The 16,258-nt window shown below is 66.5% G+C and carries 21 protein-coding genes; 8 read left to right on the top strand and 13 right to left on the bottom strand.

Annotation, left to right across the window (positions count from 1 at the left end):
• Positions 1-11: 11 nt before the first annotated feature.
• On the top strand, positions 12-458 hold the full coding sequence (locus ASG64_RS05075; RefSeq protein ID WP_056070580.1) for a Rieske (2Fe-2S) protein: 447 nt from the start codon (positions 12-14) through the stop codon (positions 456-458).
• 47 nt (positions 459-505) lie between these two features.
• Here the strand turns inward: ASG64_RS05075 and ASG64_RS05070 are convergent, their stop codons facing one another.
• Positions 506-1,054 (bottom strand): hypothetical protein, encoded by a 549-nt coding sequence (locus ASG64_RS05070; protein WP_056070578.1) that lies wholly within the window; start codon positions 1,052-1,054, stop codon positions 506-508.
• Between the two features lie 378 nt (positions 1,055-1,432).
• On the opposite strand from ASG64_RS05070, the gene ASG64_RS05065 reads away from it, so the two are divergent.
• From ASG64_RS05065 to ASG64_RS05055, 3 genes are all read left to right on the top strand, one after another.
• A complete protein-coding gene (locus ASG64_RS05065; RefSeq protein WP_056070575.1) occupies positions 1,433-1,741 on the top strand; it encodes a chorismate mutase in 309 nt (102 codons plus the stop codon).
• Positions 1,742-1,895: 154 nt separating this feature from the next.
• A complete protein-coding gene (locus tag ASG64_RS05060) occupies positions 1,896-2,204 on the top strand; it encodes a chorismate mutase (RefSeq protein ID WP_056070571.1) in 309 nt (102 codons plus the stop codon).
• Positions 2,205-2,263: 59 nt separating this feature from the next.
• On the top strand, positions 2,264-3,478 hold the full coding sequence (locus tag ASG64_RS05055) for an alanine racemase (protein ID WP_235579489.1): 1,215 nt from the start codon (positions 2,264-2,266) through the stop codon (positions 3,476-3,478).
• A gap of 13 nt (positions 3,479-3,491) precedes the next feature.
• Here ASG64_RS05055 and ASG64_RS05050 read toward each other — a convergent pair whose 3' ends face one another.
• The 3 genes from ASG64_RS05050 to ASG64_RS05040 all read right to left on the bottom strand — a co-directional run bounded on the left by ASG64_RS05050 (position 3,492) and on the right by ASG64_RS05040 (position 4,823).
• Positions 3,492-4,046: a hypothetical protein gene (locus tag ASG64_RS05050; RefSeq protein ID WP_056070568.1), complete on the bottom strand. Its 555-nt coding sequence runs from the start codon at positions 4,044-4,046 to the stop codon at positions 3,492-3,494.
• A 73-nt stretch (positions 4,047-4,119) separates the two neighbouring features.
• Positions 4,120-4,464 carry a hypothetical protein gene (locus ASG64_RS05045; protein ID WP_235579488.1) on the bottom strand — a complete coding sequence of 115 codons (345 nt, stop codon included), beginning with the start codon at positions 4,462-4,464 and terminating at the stop codon, positions 4,120-4,122.
• Between the two features lie 5 nt (positions 4,465-4,469).
• Complete coding sequence (locus ASG64_RS05040) at positions 4,470-4,823, bottom strand: TetR family transcriptional regulator (protein ID WP_056070562.1); 354 nt, start codon at positions 4,821-4,823, stop codon at positions 4,470-4,472.
• Positions 4,824-4,898: 75 nt separating this feature from the next.
• Between ASG64_RS05040 and ASG64_RS05035 the strand changes: the two genes are divergently transcribed.
• Positions 4,899-5,342, top strand: coding sequence for a 6,7-dimethyl-8-ribityllumazine synthase (locus tag ASG64_RS05035; RefSeq protein ID WP_056070559.1), 444 nt, complete (start codon positions 4,899-4,901; stop codon positions 5,340-5,342).
• Positions 5,343-5,444: 102 nt separating this feature from the next.
• Here ASG64_RS05035 and ASG64_RS05030 read toward each other — a convergent pair whose 3' ends face one another.
• From ASG64_RS05030 to ASG64_RS04995, 8 genes are all read right to left on the bottom strand, one after another.
• Positions 5,445-6,005 (bottom strand): hypothetical protein, encoded by a 561-nt coding sequence (locus ASG64_RS05030; protein ID WP_056070556.1) that lies wholly within the window; start codon positions 6,003-6,005, stop codon positions 5,445-5,447.
• 11 nt (positions 6,006-6,016) lie between these two features.
• On the bottom strand, positions 6,017-7,165 hold the full coding sequence (locus ASG64_RS05025) for a zinc-dependent alcohol dehydrogenase (protein WP_056070553.1): 1,149 nt from the start codon (positions 7,163-7,165) through the stop codon (positions 6,017-6,019).
• A gap of 100 nt (positions 7,166-7,265) precedes the next feature.
• Complete coding sequence (locus tag ASG64_RS05020) at positions 7,266-7,475, bottom strand: dodecin (protein WP_056072724.1); 210 nt, start codon at positions 7,473-7,475, stop codon at positions 7,266-7,268.
• Positions 7,476-7,771: 296 nt separating this feature from the next.
• Positions 7,772-8,383: a pentapeptide repeat-containing protein gene (locus ASG64_RS05015; protein WP_082518077.1), complete on the bottom strand. Its 612-nt coding sequence runs from the start codon at positions 8,381-8,383 to the stop codon at positions 7,772-7,774.
• 10 nt (positions 8,384-8,393) lie between these two features.
• A complete protein-coding gene (locus ASG64_RS05010) occupies positions 8,394-8,996 on the bottom strand; it encodes an FAS1-like dehydratase domain-containing protein (protein ID WP_082518335.1) in 603 nt (200 codons plus the stop codon).
• Positions 8,997-9,118: 122 nt separating this feature from the next.
• Complete coding sequence (locus tag ASG64_RS05005; protein WP_056070550.1) at positions 9,119-9,805, bottom strand: hypothetical protein; 687 nt, start codon at positions 9,803-9,805, stop codon at positions 9,119-9,121.
• A 46-nt stretch (positions 9,806-9,851) separates the two neighbouring features.
• Complete coding sequence (locus tag ASG64_RS05000; protein WP_042574471.1) at positions 9,852-10,328, bottom strand: VOC family protein; 477 nt, start codon at positions 10,326-10,328, stop codon at positions 9,852-9,854.
• A gap of 62 nt (positions 10,329-10,390) precedes the next feature.
• Positions 10,391-10,963 carry a TetR/AcrR family transcriptional regulator gene (locus ASG64_RS04995; RefSeq protein ID WP_056070547.1) on the bottom strand — a complete coding sequence of 191 codons (573 nt, stop codon included), beginning with the start codon at positions 10,961-10,963 and terminating at the stop codon, positions 10,391-10,393.
• Positions 10,964-11,068: 105 nt separating this feature from the next.
• On the opposite strand from ASG64_RS04995, the gene ASG64_RS04990 reads away from it, so the two are divergent.
• Both ASG64_RS04990 and ASG64_RS04985 read left to right on the top strand, forming a co-directional pair.
• Positions 11,069-12,208: an acyl-CoA dehydrogenase family protein gene (locus ASG64_RS04990; protein ID WP_056070544.1), complete on the top strand. Its 1,140-nt coding sequence runs from the start codon at positions 11,069-11,071 to the stop codon at positions 12,206-12,208.
• A gap of 9 nt (positions 12,209-12,217) precedes the next feature.
• Entirely contained in the window at positions 12,218-12,850 is a 633-nt protein-coding gene (locus ASG64_RS04985) for a DUF2461 domain-containing protein (RefSeq protein WP_056070541.1), read from the top strand.
• Here ASG64_RS04985 and ASG64_RS04980 read toward each other — a convergent pair.
• Positions 12,835-14,481, bottom strand: a complete 1,647-nt coding sequence (locus ASG64_RS04980) for a PucR family transcriptional regulator (protein ID WP_056070538.1) — start codon at positions 14,479-14,481, stop codon at positions 12,835-12,837. The genes ASG64_RS04985 and ASG64_RS04980 overlap by 16 nt on opposite strands.
• Positions 14,482-14,619: 138 nt before the next feature.
• Here ASG64_RS04980 and pruA point away from each other — a divergent pair, with 138 nt between their 5' ends.
• A complete protein-coding gene (gene pruA / locus ASG64_RS04975; RefSeq protein WP_056070535.1) occupies positions 14,620-16,257 on the top strand; it encodes an L-glutamate gamma-semialdehyde dehydrogenase in 1,638 nt (545 codons plus the stop codon).
• Position 16,258: the final 1 nt, after the last annotated feature.

Genomic DNA, 16,258 nt, shown 5'->3' with positions numbered 1-16,258 from the left:
ATGTCCGGGTCATGAGCGAAGCGCACGGACGCGGTGGTTCCCAGCGTCGCGGCCTGATTCCTCCGGTCTTCCACAACGACACCGTGCAGGCGGTCGGTCGACGGTTGGTCGGCATCGACGACCTCGGTGAGCGGCGGGTGACGGAAGTTCGTACCGACGAGCACGGAGTCATCGCCGTCGGCATGCTTCCCGACGACACCCCGTTCGCGGTGAGCAACGTGTGCCGACACCAGTTCGGGAAACTCGGCCGGGGAATCGTCACGGACGACGGGTGCCTGCAGTGCCCGTGGCATCGAGCGGAGTTCGACGTGACGGACGGATCGATGCGCAGCGGGCCGAAGGGCGTCGTGTTCGGCTTCCCGCCCTACTCGGCCGCAGTGACCGCCGTCGGACGGATCGCGACGCTGTCCACCTACGCCGTCGAGGTGCTAGACGGATTCATCTGGTTGACCGACTGACGACCCCGACACCGAGTTCGGTGCCGGGGCCGTCCGGGTGCGGCGGCTCAGCCGATGACGCGGGACAGCACGCCCTTCGTCACTTCCTCCGGACGGAACTGCTCGCTCGCGTACGCGGAGACGGCAACGATCCCGCCGGTCAGTGCCGGGACGACCCACTGCAGAGCTTGCAACTTCTTCTGCGCCGCAGCCACGTGAGGCGGAGTCGACGCCGTGGGCGTGGTGCCGTCGGCTGCCGGAACCGACCCTTCCCTCGAGATGGTCTGACCCAGAAGACGGCTGTACCCGGTGACTGCCAGCGCGGCAGCCGTGAGGGTGGTCTTGGCGACGGCCATCGTGGCGACACCGTCCTGCGTCTTCATCCGGCCGTAGTCGTTCTTCAGCAGCGCGGCCGCGCCGGCGAGGTGAACCCCGATCGCCGCAGCGTTGACCGGCGTCCAGCGATCCCACCCTTTGTTGGCGACGGCGCCCGTCGAACCGGCGGTGTCCGCGCTCGACGCAGCCTTGTTGAGGGCGACAGCATTCGCGAGCGTTCCACCGAACCAGGTAGCGATCCCGACGTCGTGAAGCAGGTGGGCAAGGGTGGCACGTGCCATGAGAATCTCCTCTGTTGTGACGTACCTCGCTCTACCCGTGGCCGGTGCCTCGAAACGTGGGGGTGGGGCTTGGGCTTGGGCGTTCCCACAACGGTTCCGGCAACCTGCGTCGGTTGTAGCCGTTGCAGGTTGCCGAAACCGTTGCAGGTAGCGGTGTGGTGGTGGTGATCGACGTACGTGCTCCGGTTCCAGCAACTTGCTCTGGTTGCAACCGGTGAGCCTTGCTGGAAGGGGAGCGGGTGCGCGGTTCCCAGAACGCGGGTAGCCATGGATCCGGTTCTGCAGACTCTTCGATGCGCTTACCAGCGGTTTCAGCGCTCGAAAAAAATACTCGAGAGTGTGCGTAACGGAATCGGAGCCCCGTGCGACGTAGTAGTCATGAGCGCATCAATCGACTTCGCCGCCGCATCCTTCACTCGCACCGATGACGCGGACGTCACCGCCGCCGAGCACGAGATCGACGCGATGCATGACGAGATCGAGCGCCTCGACGCCACGATCCTCGCGGCAGTCGAGCGTCGCAACGAGGTCGCACGCACCGTCGGACTCGCCCAGGCCGCGCAGGGCCGGTCGGCGTCCAACGTTCGCGAGATGTCCGCTCTCCAGCGCTTCGGCGACCTGGGTCAGGAAGGCCGCACCCTCGGGATGCTCCTCCTGCGCATGGGCCGCGGCCGCATGGCTCACTGACCTCCCACCCACCCGCTCTCACGACAGCACCCCATACGTCCTCGGACGTGTGGGGTGCTGTCGTCTGTGCAGGTCACAGCCGGTGTTGCCTACGTCACACCGTCGTATCGCGAGACTCGGTAATGAAAGTCGGGCGGCGGGCGATGTACTGATCATGAGCGCATCAATCGACTTCGCCGCCGCATCCTTCACTCGCACCGATGACGTCGACGTCACGGTTGCCGAGCAGGAGATCGACGCGATGCATGACGAGATCGAGCGCCTCGACGCCACGATCCTCGCGGCAGTCGAGCGTCGCAACCAAGTTGCCCGCACGGTCGGGCTCGCCCAGGCCGCGCAGGGCCGGTCGGCGTCCAACGTTCGCGAGATGTCCGCACTCCAGCGTTTCGGTGACCTGGGCCAGGAAGGTCGCACCCTCGGGATGCTCCTCCTGCGCATGGGCCGCGGCCGCATCGGCCAGTAGGTTCGTAGTAGTTTCACCGACCTTGACGCGGTCGGTGCGTCCGGCCAGACTTCTGGCTCATGCGACGCCCCGCCGCACACGGCCGCTCCGCCCGCATGGATGCGCTCGAGTCGGCTACTTCTGATCTCGAGCCGCCCTTCGCGGTAGTCGACCTCGACGCGTTCGACTCCAATGCCGCCCGTCTGGTCGCTCGCACCGGCGGTTCGGCCACCATTCGGTTGGCCAGTAAATCAGTCCGCTGTCGCGGCCTCATCGACCGTGCACTGTCCCTGGACGGCTACCGCGGGATTCTCGCGCTCACGCTTCCGGAAGCGATCTGGCTCGCAAACCAGCACGAGGACATCGTCGTCGGATATCCGACTGCGGATCGCGCTGCGTTGACAATGTTGTGCAGTGACGATCGCCTGGCTTCGCGCGTGACGATCATGATCGATTCGACAGATCAGCTCGAGTACATCGACGAGGTCGTGCCTTCTGTGCGGTCATCGATTCGTGTCTGCCTCGACATGGACGCCTCCCTCGAATTCCTGGGTGGTCGGGTACATCTCGGTCCTCTGCGATCTCCCGTGCACTCGGTTGCTGCTGCCACCGAACTGGCGCGACATATCGACAAGCGACGCGGCTTCGATCTGGTCGGCGTGATGTCCTACGAGGGACAGATCGCCGGAATCGGAGACGATCAGCCCGGGAACCCTCTTGCTCGCGCAGCACTGCGAGCCGTCCAGGGGACATCCGCCCGTGAACTGCGCACACGCCGAGCCGATGCCGTCGCCGCGGTACGAGCGATCGCACCGCTGCAGTTCGTCAACGGAGGCGGTACCGGATCGATCGAGCAGACCGCGTCGGAAACTGTGATCACCGAGGTCGGCGCCGGGTCAGGGCTGTACGGGCCCGCCCTCTTCGATCACTATCGACGCTTCCGGCCCGAGCCCGCCGCGTTCTTCGTCAACTCCGTCGTGCGCAAGCCGTCCGCGTCCACCGCCACTGTCCTGGGTGGCGGATGGGTGGCTTCGGGGCCGGTCGGCACAGACCGACTGCCGACGGTGGCGTGGCCTCACGGACTCGAACTGACAGGACGTGAGGCGGCCGGCGAAGCGCAGACGCCCCTTGTCGGGCCGACGGCTGCGTCGCTACGGGTAGGAGACCGAGTGTGGTTCCGTCACGCCAAGGCAGGGGAGCTCTGCGAGCGAGTCGATGTCCTGCATCTGGTCTCGGGCGACCGCCTGATCAGCGAGCTACCGACCTACCGCGGAGAGGGCTTTGCGTTCCTCTGAGGGCATTCCTCGATCAGCGGAACGGGCCCACTTTTCCGGCACGCGACTCGTGCTCGCCGGGGTGCAGACGGTTCAGGGCAGGCTTCTCGGGCGACGGGATGTCGACCAGGAAGTCGTGCTCACGCAGGGACGACGGGCGGTAGGAGCCGCGGAAGGTCACGGTCACCGAGCCACCACGGACCGACACGATCTCCGAGTTGGCTTCCGGGCCCGTGTTGAACGTTTCGGCGATGTCCCGTCCGTCGCTTCCGACGGTGATGGAACCGTTGTGCAGGAACTGGATGAAGGTGCCGTTGGTCGCGGCGACGGTGCCGGCGACCTCGGTCTCACGGTCGGGCGTCAAGGCCACGGTGTAGTCGGCGGTTGGTGCTGCAGCCGTCGCGGTCTCGCTCGCCGACAGGGGGCGTCCGACGCCGAGGGTCACGTACTGGCCGAGGGCGCTGTGCCTGCCGACCTCGACGATCTCCCAGCGGTGATCCCTCGAGGTGACCTTGATCCGGCCGTCGTGGAAGACGGTGACCGAGTCGCCCTCATTGCTCAGTACTGCTCGTTTCGAGTTGGACGCCATGTGGGTCAGTATGAAGCACTGGTGGCGCTCGGACGACCAGCTCCGGATGTCGATACCTCCGAGAGGACGGCTTTCAGGACGTCATCGCAGCGTTGATCGCGTTCTCGATGCCGCCGGGATCGTCCACCGTGAGGACAAGTCGATCGTACTTCCCGGTGCCGTCCAGCTCGATGACGACGTTCCGCACGGGGTCGCTGACGTTCCAGAAGGTCTTCTCCCCGTCACGGTGGAAGGTTCCGGCGTACTTGCCAGGAACGGAGAGGCCGGGAGCGCGGATGCCCTTGGGTTCCCGGCGGACACCCGAATCGGCGGTCGCACCTTTCACCTGCGACAACGGCACGTCGAGTCGGCGAGTGAAGCTCCACAGCTTGTCCAGGCCACGAGGGCTGACGACCAGCCGTCCGCCTTCGATCGTCACGGTGTTCACAGTGTTTCCTCTCGTCGGATGTCGGCGCGGGAGAGCAGTGCGGTGCCGAGTGCGCGCTCGTCGATTCCCCTCTCGGCGAGTGTGGCGCCGAGCTCGCGGCGTAGTGCCGCGTCGGTGGGCGCGAGTTCCATGAGTGCGACGAGGAGAAGGTCCATCGTCGCTCTGTCGGATCGAAGCGCCGTCAGGAACAGTCCGCGCTTGCTCCCGAACGCGTTGTACAGACTGGCTCGCCGGATGTCCGTCGCGGCCAGGATCTGATCGACCGACGCGCCCCGATAGCCGTGCTCGGTGAACACCGCCACGGCAGCGGCCACCACCTCATCGGTGTCGAACGCGCGAGGTCGAGCCATGAGCTCATTTTAGACTGAACAGTCAAGAACGGCTACTCGTGACCGCCGGGACCGGTGCTGGGCTAGTTTCACTGCATGGCCGACGCACCGGGACAGATAGCTTTCATTCAAGCAACATGGCATCGCGCCATCGTCGACAAGGCCCGAGAGGGTTTCACGGACCGGATGCTCGCTCTCGGACACCAGCGCGACAGCCTCGAGTTCTACGAGGTTCCCGGTGCCTTCGAGATTCCGCTGAAGGCCCAGCGACTGGCGCGCACCGGACGTTACGACGCCATCGTCGCGGCAGGTCTGGTGGTGGACGGAGGAATCTACCGACACGAGTTCGTGGCGACGGCCGTGATCGACGGGCTGATGCGCGTGCAGCTCGACACCGATGTGCCGGTGTTCTCTGTGGTGTTGACCCCGCACCATTTCCACGAGCACGAGGAACATCTGACCTATTTCCGCGACCACTTCGTCACCAAGGGTGCCCAAGCGGCGGAGGCCTGCGACGCGATCGTGAAGGCCGAAGCCTGATCCGTCAGTCGGCCACGACGTTTCTCGGCTCCCGCGGGCGTTGTATGTTCCGGCGGGTGGTGCAGTCACCGCGGGAACACGGAACGCACGCGGGAACGTGAATCACCCGCGACGCAGCGAGCGAACGGTGCGGGCGATCACCGCGGCAGTCGCAACCCAGGGTCCGGCGACGATGATCGGGTCCATCCACGCGTGCTTCGTATCAACACGCGTCGTGCCACGCCGGGCTCGAAGTCCGTTGTGTGTGAACTCCGTTCGGACCCCGGTCTGAGTGATCGGGTTGTCGGGATGCAGGCTGAGGAACGACTGGGCGTGCGATTCGATCGCGTCGACGCGATCGGCTGCAAGGAGCATCAGCCAGTGCGCGGCCCTGCCCTCGCTGTATCGATAGGCGAATCGTCGCATGGCTCCGGACGCGCCGCGTAGGGGAGCGGTGGTTCCGAAGACGGGCGTCAGCATCCCGTGCTCGATGGACCGCTCACGGGGGCGGAGTTCCGGTTGCCGTTCGGGGAAGTCCCAGTGCGCACCGGTGCCGGCCGGGTCGATGCGCTCACGGGGGACGGAGGGCCGGTCGGCTGGATCGAGGTCGACGCCCCAGCCGGGTATTCGAGCGCGGAGACCCTCGATATCGGGGGTCGACGGGTGATCGGCGGTGTAGACCATGAGGGGCCCTCTCAGCTCGCGTGCGGAAGAATGATCGGCTTGATGCAGTCGTCCAGTTTCGACGAGAAGATGTGATACGCGTCGGCAATGTGTTCGAGCGGAATGCGATGCGTGACAATCTCGCTCGGCTTCAGGTAGCCGTTCTGGATGTGCGAGAACAAGCGTGGCCACTGGCGCTTGACCGGGCACTGGTTCATGCGCAGCGTCAGTCCCTTGTTCATCGCGTCGCCGAACTTGACCGCACTGAACATGGGCCCGTACGCGCCCATGACCGAGACGGTCCCACCTTTGCGGACGCTGTCGATCGCCCAGTTCAGGGCGATGGGTGAGCCGCCCTGCAGCTTGAACTTCGCGGCGGTGACGTGCTGGAGAAAGTTTCCGTCGGCCTCCGCCCCCACCGCGTCGATGACTCGATCGGCGCCGAGGTGATCCGTCGTCCTCTTCATCGTGACCACGACGTCGTCCTGCTCCGCGAAGTTGATCGTCTCGGCATGAGCGAACGTCCGCGCCTTGGCAAGTCGATTCTCCAGATGATCGATGACGATCACTCGACCGGCTCCCATGAGCCACGCGGACTTCGCCGCGTAGAGGCCGACGGGTCCGGCGCCGAACACTGCGACGGTGTCACCCTCGACGATGTCCGCGAGTTGGGCACCGAAATATCCGGTGGCCAGAGCGTCGGTACAGAGCAGCGCGTCCTCGTCGCTCATCCAGTCGGGAATGATCGAGGGTCCCACGTCCGCGAACGGCACACGGACGAACTGTGCCTGACCGCCGTCGTACCCACCGCAGGTATGCGAGTAGCCGTAGATGCCGCCGACGGCAGTCGCGTTCGGGTTAACGTTGTGGCAGTTCGAGTACAGACCGCGTGTGCAGAAGAAGCACGAACCGCAGTAGACGTTGAACGGCACCATGACTCGATCGCCGCGCTGCAGGTTCTGCACGGACGGACCGACTTCTTCGACGACGCCGATGAACTCGTGGCCGAACGTCATCCCGACACGCGTGTCCGGCATCATGCCGTGATAGAGGTGGAGGTCGGATCCGCAGATCGCCGCCATCTCCACGCGCACGATCGCGTCGTTCGGGTGTTCTACGGTGGGCATGTCCTTGTCCTGGACGCGGACCTTGTACGGGCCGCGGTACGTCATTGCTTTCATGCCGTGCGAACTACCCTGTGATATTGCCCTCAAACAGAACTGCCCCGAAACGTTCGTCCGAATTCGACGGCGGACGGCTGACGGGGCGCCGCGGGACGGATCAGGCTTCCAGCTTGAACCCGACCTTGATCGTCACCTGGAAGTGCGCGACCGCACCGTTCTCGATGTGGCCGCGGGTCTCGACGACTTCGAACCAGTCCAGTTCTCGGAGACTGCTGCTGGCGCGGGAGATGGCGTTGCGCACGGCGTCGTCGGTGCCCTCGGTGGACGTGCCGACGATTTCGGTGACGCGGTAGACGTTGTCGCTCATTGTGGTGTCCTCGACCCTCTTCTCGGATGTACCTGCGCCGTCATCGTGCGCTCGGTACGGCGCTACGTCCAGGATTCGGATCAACTCGGTTGCAACGGCTTCGAGGGCCCCGTCGTTTCGGGACGGCGGGCTCCGGGTAGTTGACTGGCGGCGGCGACGTCCGCGTCACCGCCCGGGAGGTTGAGACCACAGCTTCCCGACGGAACTGCCTTCCCGCCCGGACGTATCGCGCGGGGAGGCAGTTTCCACGGTCTATTCGACGCGGACGGCCTACCGGACGAGACCGAAAAACAGGTTCAGTCCTGGACGACGAGGCCGTGTGCGTGGACGTAGGCCAACGCCTGGACCGCGTCGATACGAGCGCCGTCCAGTGTCGCCGACGTCCAGAACGTCGCGTCGGCCGTACTTCCGCGCAGGTCCGCGTCGTTCACGCGCAGTCCCGAGGTGCGCGCTCCGCCGAAGTCGGCGTTGCGGAGCACGGACGACCGTAGGTCGGCGCCGACCAGGTTCGACTCCCGGAATCGCGCACCCGTCAGGTCCAGGTTGCGCAGGTCGAGTCCGCCGAGCGAGGCGAGCATGAAGTCGACCTCGTCGAAGGTCGACGGCTTGATCCGAGTGTCGGAGATGGACGATCCGAGAAATGATGTACTGCGGAACGTGCTGTGCCACAAGCGGCTACGTCGGAACTCGCAGTTGCGGAACGCCGTGCCGGTATGTGTGGAGTCGGTCAGGTCGACGCCCGAGAAATCACACCCCGTGAAGACGACGCCGTGCGTCGACAGCCCGCTCAGGTCGGCGTCGATGAACGAGCACGACGTGTAGGTCCTGCCGGTCCACAGCTCACCGTGCGCGTCGATCTCGTTGAAGTTCTCGCCCTCGAACGACTGGTCCGCGTTTTCGTCCACCACCGCAGCGACCTTAGACGCTGTCCGTGTCCTCCGGTCGTGCGGTGGGTCCGATGCGCGGAGTGCTCGCGGGCAGGACGGCGCTCACCAGAGCGGCCGCTCGCGGATCGACATCGGCGTCGGTCTGGGCGATGAACGTGGTGGTGCTGGTGCACGCATCCTCGCCGCGCGAGGTGATGTGGTTCTGGACGACGATGATGTCGTTCCCCGCGAACTGCCGGACCGAGATCACCTGCAGTTCCGACACCAGGCGATCCCCCTGCAACAGCGGGCGGTGCAGCACGAAGCTCTGGTCCGTCTGTAGCACTGCCGTGATCTCGTACTCGACCAGGATGTGGGAGAACAGGTAGTCGATGGCGATCGAGCCGACGACGCTGACGAACGTGGCCGGAGCGATCAGACCGTCGTATCCCAGGTCTGCGGCAGCTGCCTCGTTGTGGTGAGCCGGGTGATTGTTCTGGATGGCACGCGCGAGCTCGCGAATCTTCTCGCGACCGACCTCGTAGTAGTCGGGAATGACGTACTTGTGCCCGACGAGCGTGGTGGTGCGCTCGAAGCGGTGGTCCACCTCGTGGGGAACGAGGGGGCGCGTCTCCTGCACTGCGTCAGGTGCCATCGACCCGATGTCACCGGTCACGCCGAAATCCTGTTCACGTGGAACTCTCCCCTATGTCGTACGAACGACGTTGTCTGTGATCACAGCCTACTGAGGGTGTGAGTAACCACAACCGGGAACCCTCAACCAGACCTCGAGGTCTCCCGGCCGCGCCGACTGTCCAGGTAGGCGCGCGCCCGGAGGGATCGCAACCACTCGGGGCCGGGGCGGACGCTGCTCGGGGTGCGCCGGACCGGATCGAAGGACACCTGCCCACCGGAGTTGTCGACCGAGGTCAGCGACAGTCTCGCCAGCGGCTGGTAGTCGTCGGTGCCGGGGGACTGCTCGAGCTCGATCACGAGGGGTCGGAAAAGGACGGCATCGGAGATCGACTCCAGCGTGGGCAGTGTCGGAGCGCTGACGACGCCGGCGCGCAGCCACCAGTTGCGGCCGTCGTGGCGCAACGGCATCAGCGAGGAGAACGACGCGGAGTCGAACGAGCCGACGGGCAGGGGAACGCACCGCGTGACGACGTCGCGGCCGGCGCTCGCGAGCAGGATGTCCCACGCGGAGTCGGTGAGGTCCGTGGGTGGCAGACGCATCGCCAACCCGGCCACGTCCGGAACGGAGCGGGGCAGACCCAGCGCGGACGACAGACGGACCAGCACGTCGTCGGCCGATCCCACCGGCAACCCGGCGCCGTCGGCAGCGATCCGCTCGAGGGTGCCGCGGAGAACGATGCCTTTCGGATGGAACAGCTTCGCGTGCCGCACCGCCGACCCCAGGCCGAACGGGGCCGCCAGGGCGCGGACGAGCAAGGAGTCGGACACGGACGCGGTGTTCCCGCGATACGGCCCGCGAAACCGGGGGAGTGCGTCAGGCCGCGTCGTGAGCTCGCTGCAGATCGGCGATGACGATCTTGCGCATGGACAGCATCGACTGCATGACCCGCTGGGACACCTGCGGATCGGGGTTGCTCATCAGGTGCATCAGCTGGACGGGCACGATCTGCCACGACACTCCGAACCTGTCCTTGCACCACCCGCACTGCGACTCCGCGCCGCCGTCGGACACCAACGCATCCCAGTACCGGTCCACCTCCTCCTGTCCGTCACAACTGACCGACATGGAGATCGCCTCGGTGAAGGTGAACATGGGCCCGCCGTTGAGGCCGTTGAACCGCTGACCGAACAACTCGAAATCCACGATCATCGCGCTGCCGGGGGTGCCCGGGCCGTCGTCGCCGTAGCGGCTGACATTCAGGATCGCGCCGTCACCGAAGGTGGAGATGTAGAACTCGGCGGCTTCCTCGGCCTTGTCGTCGTACCAGAGCGTGGGGGTGATCTTCTGCATGCGAAGCTCCTGATGTCACAGGTGGACGGTGTACCGACTCTGACTGCGCGACAGGAGGAAACTCATCGCGCGATGCCCTCGGTCAGCAAGGTGGCCAGTTCGCGGTAGGCGTCGGCGTCGTCGAGTCCGGTGCGCCGCGGGAGCGCGCGACTCTGGATCGAGACCATGACCGAGGCGGCGACGTCGGCCACGAATGCTGCGTGCACGTCGCGTACGTCCCCGGCGCGGACTCCGTCGTCGATGATCCGGCGTACGCGTTCGGCGGCGATCGCCGTGTTGCGTTCGTAGACCGACCGGGACGGCTCGAACTCCGCGAGGTCCGTCATGAACTGTTCCGATGCGGGAGCCAGTGCCTCGCCCACCGCGCCGAGGTAGGCGGCGATGCGCGCGCGGGTCCCGTGCGCTCGGGCCGCCGCCGCATCGACCGAGTGGGCCGCCGAGGTGAAGAAGTGCACCGTGGCGGTGCGGACGAGCTCGTCCTTGCTGGGCGCGAGGGTGTACAGGGTCGATTTGGAGCACCGGAGTCGAGCGGCGATGTCCTCGAGCGTGAGGTGCGCGAAGCCTTCGGAGAGGAACAGCGTGACGACGGCGTCGAAGAGTTGTGCGCGCCGCGCCGTCGCGTGAGCTGCCGTCATGAGCGCTCATAGTACTGGAGCCGCCGATACAGTACTGTCGATAGTACTGACAGGGCCGCCGCAGTACTGGTGCGCTCACGACCACCGAGGGAACGAGGACCGGACATGGCTGTCGACCGCCTGCTACCGAACGACGACGCGCGCGATCTGCTGCAGCTGACCCGCGACATCGCGGACAAGGTTCTCGACCCGATCGTCGATCGGCACGAGAAAGAAGAGACCTACCCCGAGGGGGTCTTCGCGACGCTGGGCGAGGCGGGACTGCTGAGCCTTCCGTACCCGGAGGAGTGGGGCGGCGGCGGTCAACCGTACGAGGTGTACCTGCAGGTGCTCGAGGAACTGGCATCGCGGTGGGCCGCCGTGGCGGTGGCGGTCAGCGTGCACGGGCTCTCGTGCCACCCGCTGATGGCGTTCGGAACCGAGGAGCAGAAGCAGCGCTGGCTCCCGGACATGTTGAGCGGCAGCACTATCGGCGCCTACAGCCTGTCCGAACCCCAGGCGGGAAGCGACGCGGCCGCCTTGGCCTGCAAGGCAGTTCCCGGACCCGACGGGTACACGGTCACCGGATCGAAGGCGTGGATCACCCACGGCGGGAAGGCCGACTTCTACACCTTGTTCGCCCGGACGGGCGAAGGCTCGAAGGGCATCTCCTGCTTCCTCGTCCCCGCCGATCTCGACGGGCTCTCGTTCGGTGCGCCCGAGGAGAAGATGGGGTTGCACGCCGTCCCCACCACGGCGGCACACTACGACGGGGCGCTGCTGGAGAAGGATCGGCTCGTCGGCGCCGAAGGGCAGGGCCTGGGTATCGCGTTCAGCGCACTGGACGCCGGCCGATTGGGTATCGCCGCCGTCGCGGTCGGGATCGCGCAGGCGGCCCTGGACGACGCCGTGGCCTACGCGCAGGAGCGAACGACGTTCGGCCGCAAGATCATCGACCACCAGGGTCTCGGCTTCGTGCTCGCCGACATGGCCGCGGCAGTGGATTCCGCTCGCGCGACGTACATCGATGCTGCGCGACGCAAGGACGCCGGATTGCCGTTCTCCCGCCAGGCGTCGGTGGCCAAACTCGTCGCGACCGATGCTGCGATGAAGGTGACGACGGACGGCGTGCAGGTCTTCGGCGGCTACGGCTACACCCGCGACTTCCGGGTCGAGCGCTACATGCGCGACGCCAAGATCACGCAGATCTTCGAGGGGACGAACCAGATCCAACGACTGGTGATCAGTCGGTCGCTGGGGCGATAGCCTGCAGACATGACCTCGTTCACCGGCATCCCGGAAGCCGCCCTCGACTTCTACGAGGACCTCGAGGCCGACAACAGCAAGACGTGGTGGGCCGAGCACAAGCACACCTACGACGAGTCGGTCCGTGCGCCGATGACCGCGCTGACCGAGGTGCTGGCCGACGAGTTCGGCAGCGCCAAGCTGTTCCGCCCGCACCGCGACGTTCGTTTCTCGAAGGACAAGGTGCCGTACAAGACTCACCAGGGCGCCTATGTGCAGGTGGCGCCGTCCACCGGGTACTACGTCCAGGTCGACGCGGCCGGTCTGATGGTCGCCGGCGGCTTCTACGCATCGACGTCCGACACGATCGCGCAGTTCCGCGCCGTCGTCGACGACGACGTGAGGGGTGCCGAGCTGGAGAAGATCGTCGCCGACCTGGAAGGGCGAGGGTACGACCGCGGCGGTGATCGCCTGAAGACGTCCCCTCGTGGATACGACGCCGATCACCCGCGGATCGACCTGCTGCGTCACAAATCCCTGACCCTCGGCCGCGGTTTCGGGTGCCCGCCCTGGCTGGACACCGAGGCCTGCGCCGACCACGTCCGAGCGGCGTGGCGCGATTTCACTCCGTTGATGGAATGGTGCCGTCAGGTTCTGGCCTGACGGGCCCACACCGCCAACTGGATCTCCATCAGCAGACGCGCGGCGGGGTCGGACAGATCGGTCCGCGTGATCTCCTCCACCCGGCGCACTCGGTAGCGCAACGTGTTCGGGTGGACGTGCAGATCGGCAGCGGCCCTGCGGACGTCACCGAAGTGCGTCAAGTACACCCGGGTGCTCTCGCACATCGACGACGACGTTCTGGCGTCGTACTCGACGAGGGCGCTCATCCGCGGATCCTGCAGAGCGGGGTGGGCCGCCACCATGTCCACGATCTCGCCGAGCAGCACCGACGTGCGCGAATCCGCCAGCGTCGTCACGCGGTCGCCGGTGGATTCCGACGTTCCGTCCAGCACGCGGTCCACCTCGGTCCGCGCAGCCGCCACTTCGCTCAGGGCGGCGACGGGCGATGCGACGGCTGCGCGGAGGCGGACGGTCGTGCGCGCGTCGATGCGGTCCAGGAGTTGGCGCGTCCATGACTCGACCGACGTCTCGGCGCGTGTTCGCGGTATCAGCACGTAGATCCGGTCGCCGATGGTGGTCACCAACGACAGGCGGTGGAAAGAGCTGGCGTGCAGTCGAATCGCCGTCGACAGATCGGACGTCGCGGTGGCGGACGTGGCGCCGGTGGCTGCCAACCCGATCACCGCGGCAGGCCCGTCGGTGGGGATGGACAGTGCGGCGGCGAGCGACGGGACGTCGACACCGCCGCCGCGGGCGCCGAGCAGACGCTGGATCTGCAGTGCCTCGTTCGTCGGGGCTTCGATGATGCGGGTGATCAGCCGTGCCGCCACCGCGGCGGCTCCGCGCAGCACGCTGCCGGCGTCGTCGGTCAGAGGTCGCTGTCCCTCCTGGATCCACAGGGTGCCCAGCAACTTCGGCTCGGACGACGTCGTCCGGATGCCCGCGACCAGCCGTCGTCGGATGCCGAGATCGGGGTGCGCCGGAACCTCGACGACGTCGTCGGACCGCCGGACACTGTCGTAGACACCCCACTGTTCGAGACGCCGAAGGTACTCGGACGGGCCCTCCCTGCCGAGGATCGACAACGTGCGTAACTCGTCGGCCTGATCGTTCGAGGCGGAGTAGGCCAGCACGTGCGACCGCTCGTCCTCGATGCTCACCATGCCCCGGGTGAGAACGGCGACCGTGTGCGCGAGGCCGAAGAGGTCGGTGTCGGCACCGAGTACGCCGCCGAGGTCGGAGGGTCCGGTCGGGACGATGTGCTGGTTCGACTGGTCCAGCACGCCGCGCACCATGGACAGCAACCGGTCCCAGCGCGTCTGCGAATGCACCGTGATCAGCGCAACCCCCGCCACGCGGGCAGCGTGCTGCATCAACGTCGACGACGCGGCGGCCTTGCTCATGACAGCGACCGGTCGTAGGTCCGCGCTGCGCGTCCCCAGTTCTTCGAGCCACGTCACCGCGTCCGCCTCGCGGACACCAGCCAGAAGATAGAGATCGGCGGCTGCCGCCGTCGTGTACGCCTCGGCGGACAGGTCGTCCGGATCCACCAGCGTGACGGACGAGATCGGAACCTCGAGACCCGCCGGGGCGACCAGGACCTCGACGAAGGCGGCGTGCAGTGCGCGGACCACCGCGTCGAGACTCGGCGCGTTCCGACGGGACACCATGCCGTCGACGATAACAATCCCTTGTCCGGTCGGACAGAGCATCGGACGAACTCTCGTCGGATCGGCCGAATATCCGGGGGGCGGTCATGGGATTGAGTGATCACACCCCGATCGACGAGAACACCCGGAGGACCCGAGATGGACGCCGTCACCGCCGTACCCACCCCGACGAACGAACCCGTGCACACCTACGCACCGGGAAGCGCCGAACGAACCAGGTTGACCACCGAGCTCGACCGATTGGCCGGCACACCCACCGAGATCAAGCAGGTGATCGGCGGGGTGCACCGTGATGCGAGCGGCCCACGCGAGAACGTCGTCCAGCCCCATCGTCACTCGTCGGTCATCGGATCCTTCGCCGGCGCCACGCACCAGGACGTGCGCGACGCGATCGACGCTGCGGCCGCGGCGGCACCCGCCTGGCGATCGCTCCCGTTCGACGAGCGTGCCGCGGTGTTCCTCCGCGCCGCCGATCTGCTGTCCGGCCCGTGGCGCGAAACGATCGCTGCGGCCACCATGCTCGGACAGTCCAAGAGTGCCTACCAGGCCGAGATCGACTCCCCGTGCGAACTGATCGACTTCTGGCGTTTCAACGTCTCCTTCGCCCGCCAGATCCTCAGCGAGCAGCCGATGTCGTCGGCCGGCGTGTGGAACCGAGTCGAGTATCGACCGCTCGAGGGATTCGTCTACGCCATCACCCCCTTCAACTTCACCGCCATCGCCGGCAATCTGCCCACCGCTCCCGCCCTCATGGGCAACACGGTGCTGTGGAAGCCGTCTCCGACGCAGGCCGTGGCCGCGTACCTGACGCTGCAACTGCTCGAAGCCGCCGGGCTGCCCGCCGGAGTGATCAACCTGGTCCTCGGCGACGGGCCGCTGGTCTCGGAGGTCGCATTGGCCGACCGTCGATTGGCAGGAATCCACTTCACCGGATCGACGCCGACCTTCCAGCGACTGTGGCGTGAGGTCGGCGAGAACATCGCGAACTACGACAGCTACCCGCGGCTCGTCGGCGAAACGGGCGGCAAGGACTTCGTCGTCGCCCACAGCTCTGCCGACCCCGACGTCCTCACCACCGCCCTGATCCGAGGCGCCTTCGACTACCAGGGCCAGAAGTGCTCGGCCGCATCACGGGCGTTCGTGCCGAAGTCGGTCTGGGCGAAGATGGGGGACACCCTTGTCGACACCGCGTCGTCCCTGACCTACGGCGACGTCACCGACCTGTCGAACTTCGGGGGAGCGGTGATCGACCGGAAGGCGTTCGACCGCAATGCCGCAGCTCTCGACCGGGCGAAGTCCGCCCCCGGCCTGACGATCGCCGCCGGTGGTACCTGCGACGACTCCGAGGGCTGGTTCGTCGACCCGACGGTGCTGCTCGGCGACGACCCGAGCGACGACGCGTTCCACACCGAGTACTTCGGGCCGATCCTCGCCGTCCACGTGTACGACGATTCGATACCCGGGGCATTCGCCGACACCCTCGCCATGGTCGACAAGGCCTCCAGGTATGCGCTCACCGGATCGATCATCGCGACCGACCGCGTCGCCGTGACGCAGGCGACCGACGCCCTCCGCTTCGCCGCCGGGAACTTCTACGTCAACGACAAGCCCTCCGGAGCCGTCGTCGGACAACAACCGTTCGGTGGAGCCCGAGCCTCGGGGACCAACGACAAAGCCGGGTCACCGCAGAACCTGCTGCGGTGGGCGTCGGCACGCACCATCAAGGAAACGTTCGTTCCCGCAACCGATCACACCTACCCCCACCAGGGAGTCTGAC

Source organism: Rhodococcus sp. Leaf247 (assembly GCF_001426185.1).
GTDB lineage: Bacteria > Actinomycetota > Actinomycetes > Mycobacteriales > Mycobacteriaceae > Rhodococcoides.
This window is presented reverse-complemented; position numbering and strand designations above follow the sequence as displayed.

What these genes read in the sequence shown, in the direction of transcription:
- ASG64_RS05075 (WP_056070580.1), top strand. Translation starts at nt 12, where the DNA reads ATGAGCGAAGCGCACGGACGCGGTGGTTCCCAGCGTCGCGGCCTGATT.
- ASG64_RS05070 (WP_056070578.1), bottom strand. Translation starts at nt 1,054, where the DNA reads ATGGCACGTGCCACCCTTGCCCACCTGCTTCACGACGTCGGGATCGCT.
- ASG64_RS05065 (WP_056070575.1), top strand. Translation starts at nt 1,433, where the DNA reads ATGAGCGCATCAATCGACTTCGCCGCCGCATCCTTCACTCGCACCGAT.
- ASG64_RS05060 (WP_056070571.1), top strand. Translation starts at nt 1,896, where the DNA reads ATGAGCGCATCAATCGACTTCGCCGCCGCATCCTTCACTCGCACCGAT.
- ASG64_RS05055 (WP_235579489.1), top strand. Translation starts at nt 2,264, where the DNA reads ATGCGACGCCCCGCCGCACACGGCCGCTCCGCCCGCATGGATGCGCTC.
- ASG64_RS05050 (WP_056070568.1), bottom strand. Translation starts at nt 4,046, where the DNA reads ATGGCGTCCAACTCGAAACGAGCAGTACTGAGCAATGAGGGCGACTCG.
- ASG64_RS05040 (WP_056070562.1), bottom strand. Translation starts at nt 4,823, where the DNA reads ATGGCTCGACCTCGCGCGTTCGACACCGATGAGGTGGTGGCCGCTGCC.
- ASG64_RS05035 (WP_056070559.1), top strand. Translation starts at nt 4,899, where the DNA reads ATGGCCGACGCACCGGGACAGATAGCTTTCATTCAAGCAACATGGCAT.
- ASG64_RS05030 (WP_056070556.1), bottom strand. Translation starts at nt 6,005, where the DNA reads ATGGTCTACACCGCCGATCACCCGTCGACCCCCGATATCGAGGGTCTC.
- ASG64_RS05025 (WP_056070553.1), bottom strand. Translation starts at nt 7,165, where the DNA reads ATGAAAGCAATGACGTACCGCGGCCCGTACAAGGTCCGCGTCCAGGAC.
- ASG64_RS05020 (WP_056072724.1), bottom strand. Translation starts at nt 7,475, where the DNA reads ATGAGCGACAACGTCTACCGCGTCACCGAAATCGTCGGCACGTCCACC.
- ASG64_RS05010 (WP_082518335.1), bottom strand. Translation starts at nt 8,996, where the DNA reads ATGGCACCTGACGCAGTGCAGGAGACGCGCCCCCTCGTTCCCCACGAG.
- ASG64_RS05000 (WP_042574471.1), bottom strand. Translation starts at nt 10,328, where the DNA reads ATGCAGAAGATCACCCCCACGCTCTGGTACGACGACAAGGCCGAGGAA.
- ASG64_RS04995 (WP_056070547.1), bottom strand. Translation starts at nt 10,963, where the DNA reads ATGACGGCAGCTCACGCGACGGCGCGGCGCGCACAACTCTTCGACGCC.
- ASG64_RS04990 (WP_056070544.1), top strand. Translation starts at nt 11,069, where the DNA reads ATGGCTGTCGACCGCCTGCTACCGAACGACGACGCGCGCGATCTGCTG.
- ASG64_RS04985 (WP_056070541.1), top strand. Translation starts at nt 12,218, where the DNA reads ATGACCTCGTTCACCGGCATCCCGGAAGCCGCCCTCGACTTCTACGAG.
- ASG64_RS04980 (WP_056070538.1), bottom strand. Translation starts at nt 14,481, where the DNA reads ATGGTGTCCCGTCGGAACGCGCCGAGTCTCGACGCGGTGGTCCGCGCA.
- pruA (WP_056070535.1), top strand. Translation starts at nt 14,620, where the DNA reads ATGGACGCCGTCACCGCCGTACCCACCCCGACGAACGAACCCGTGCAC.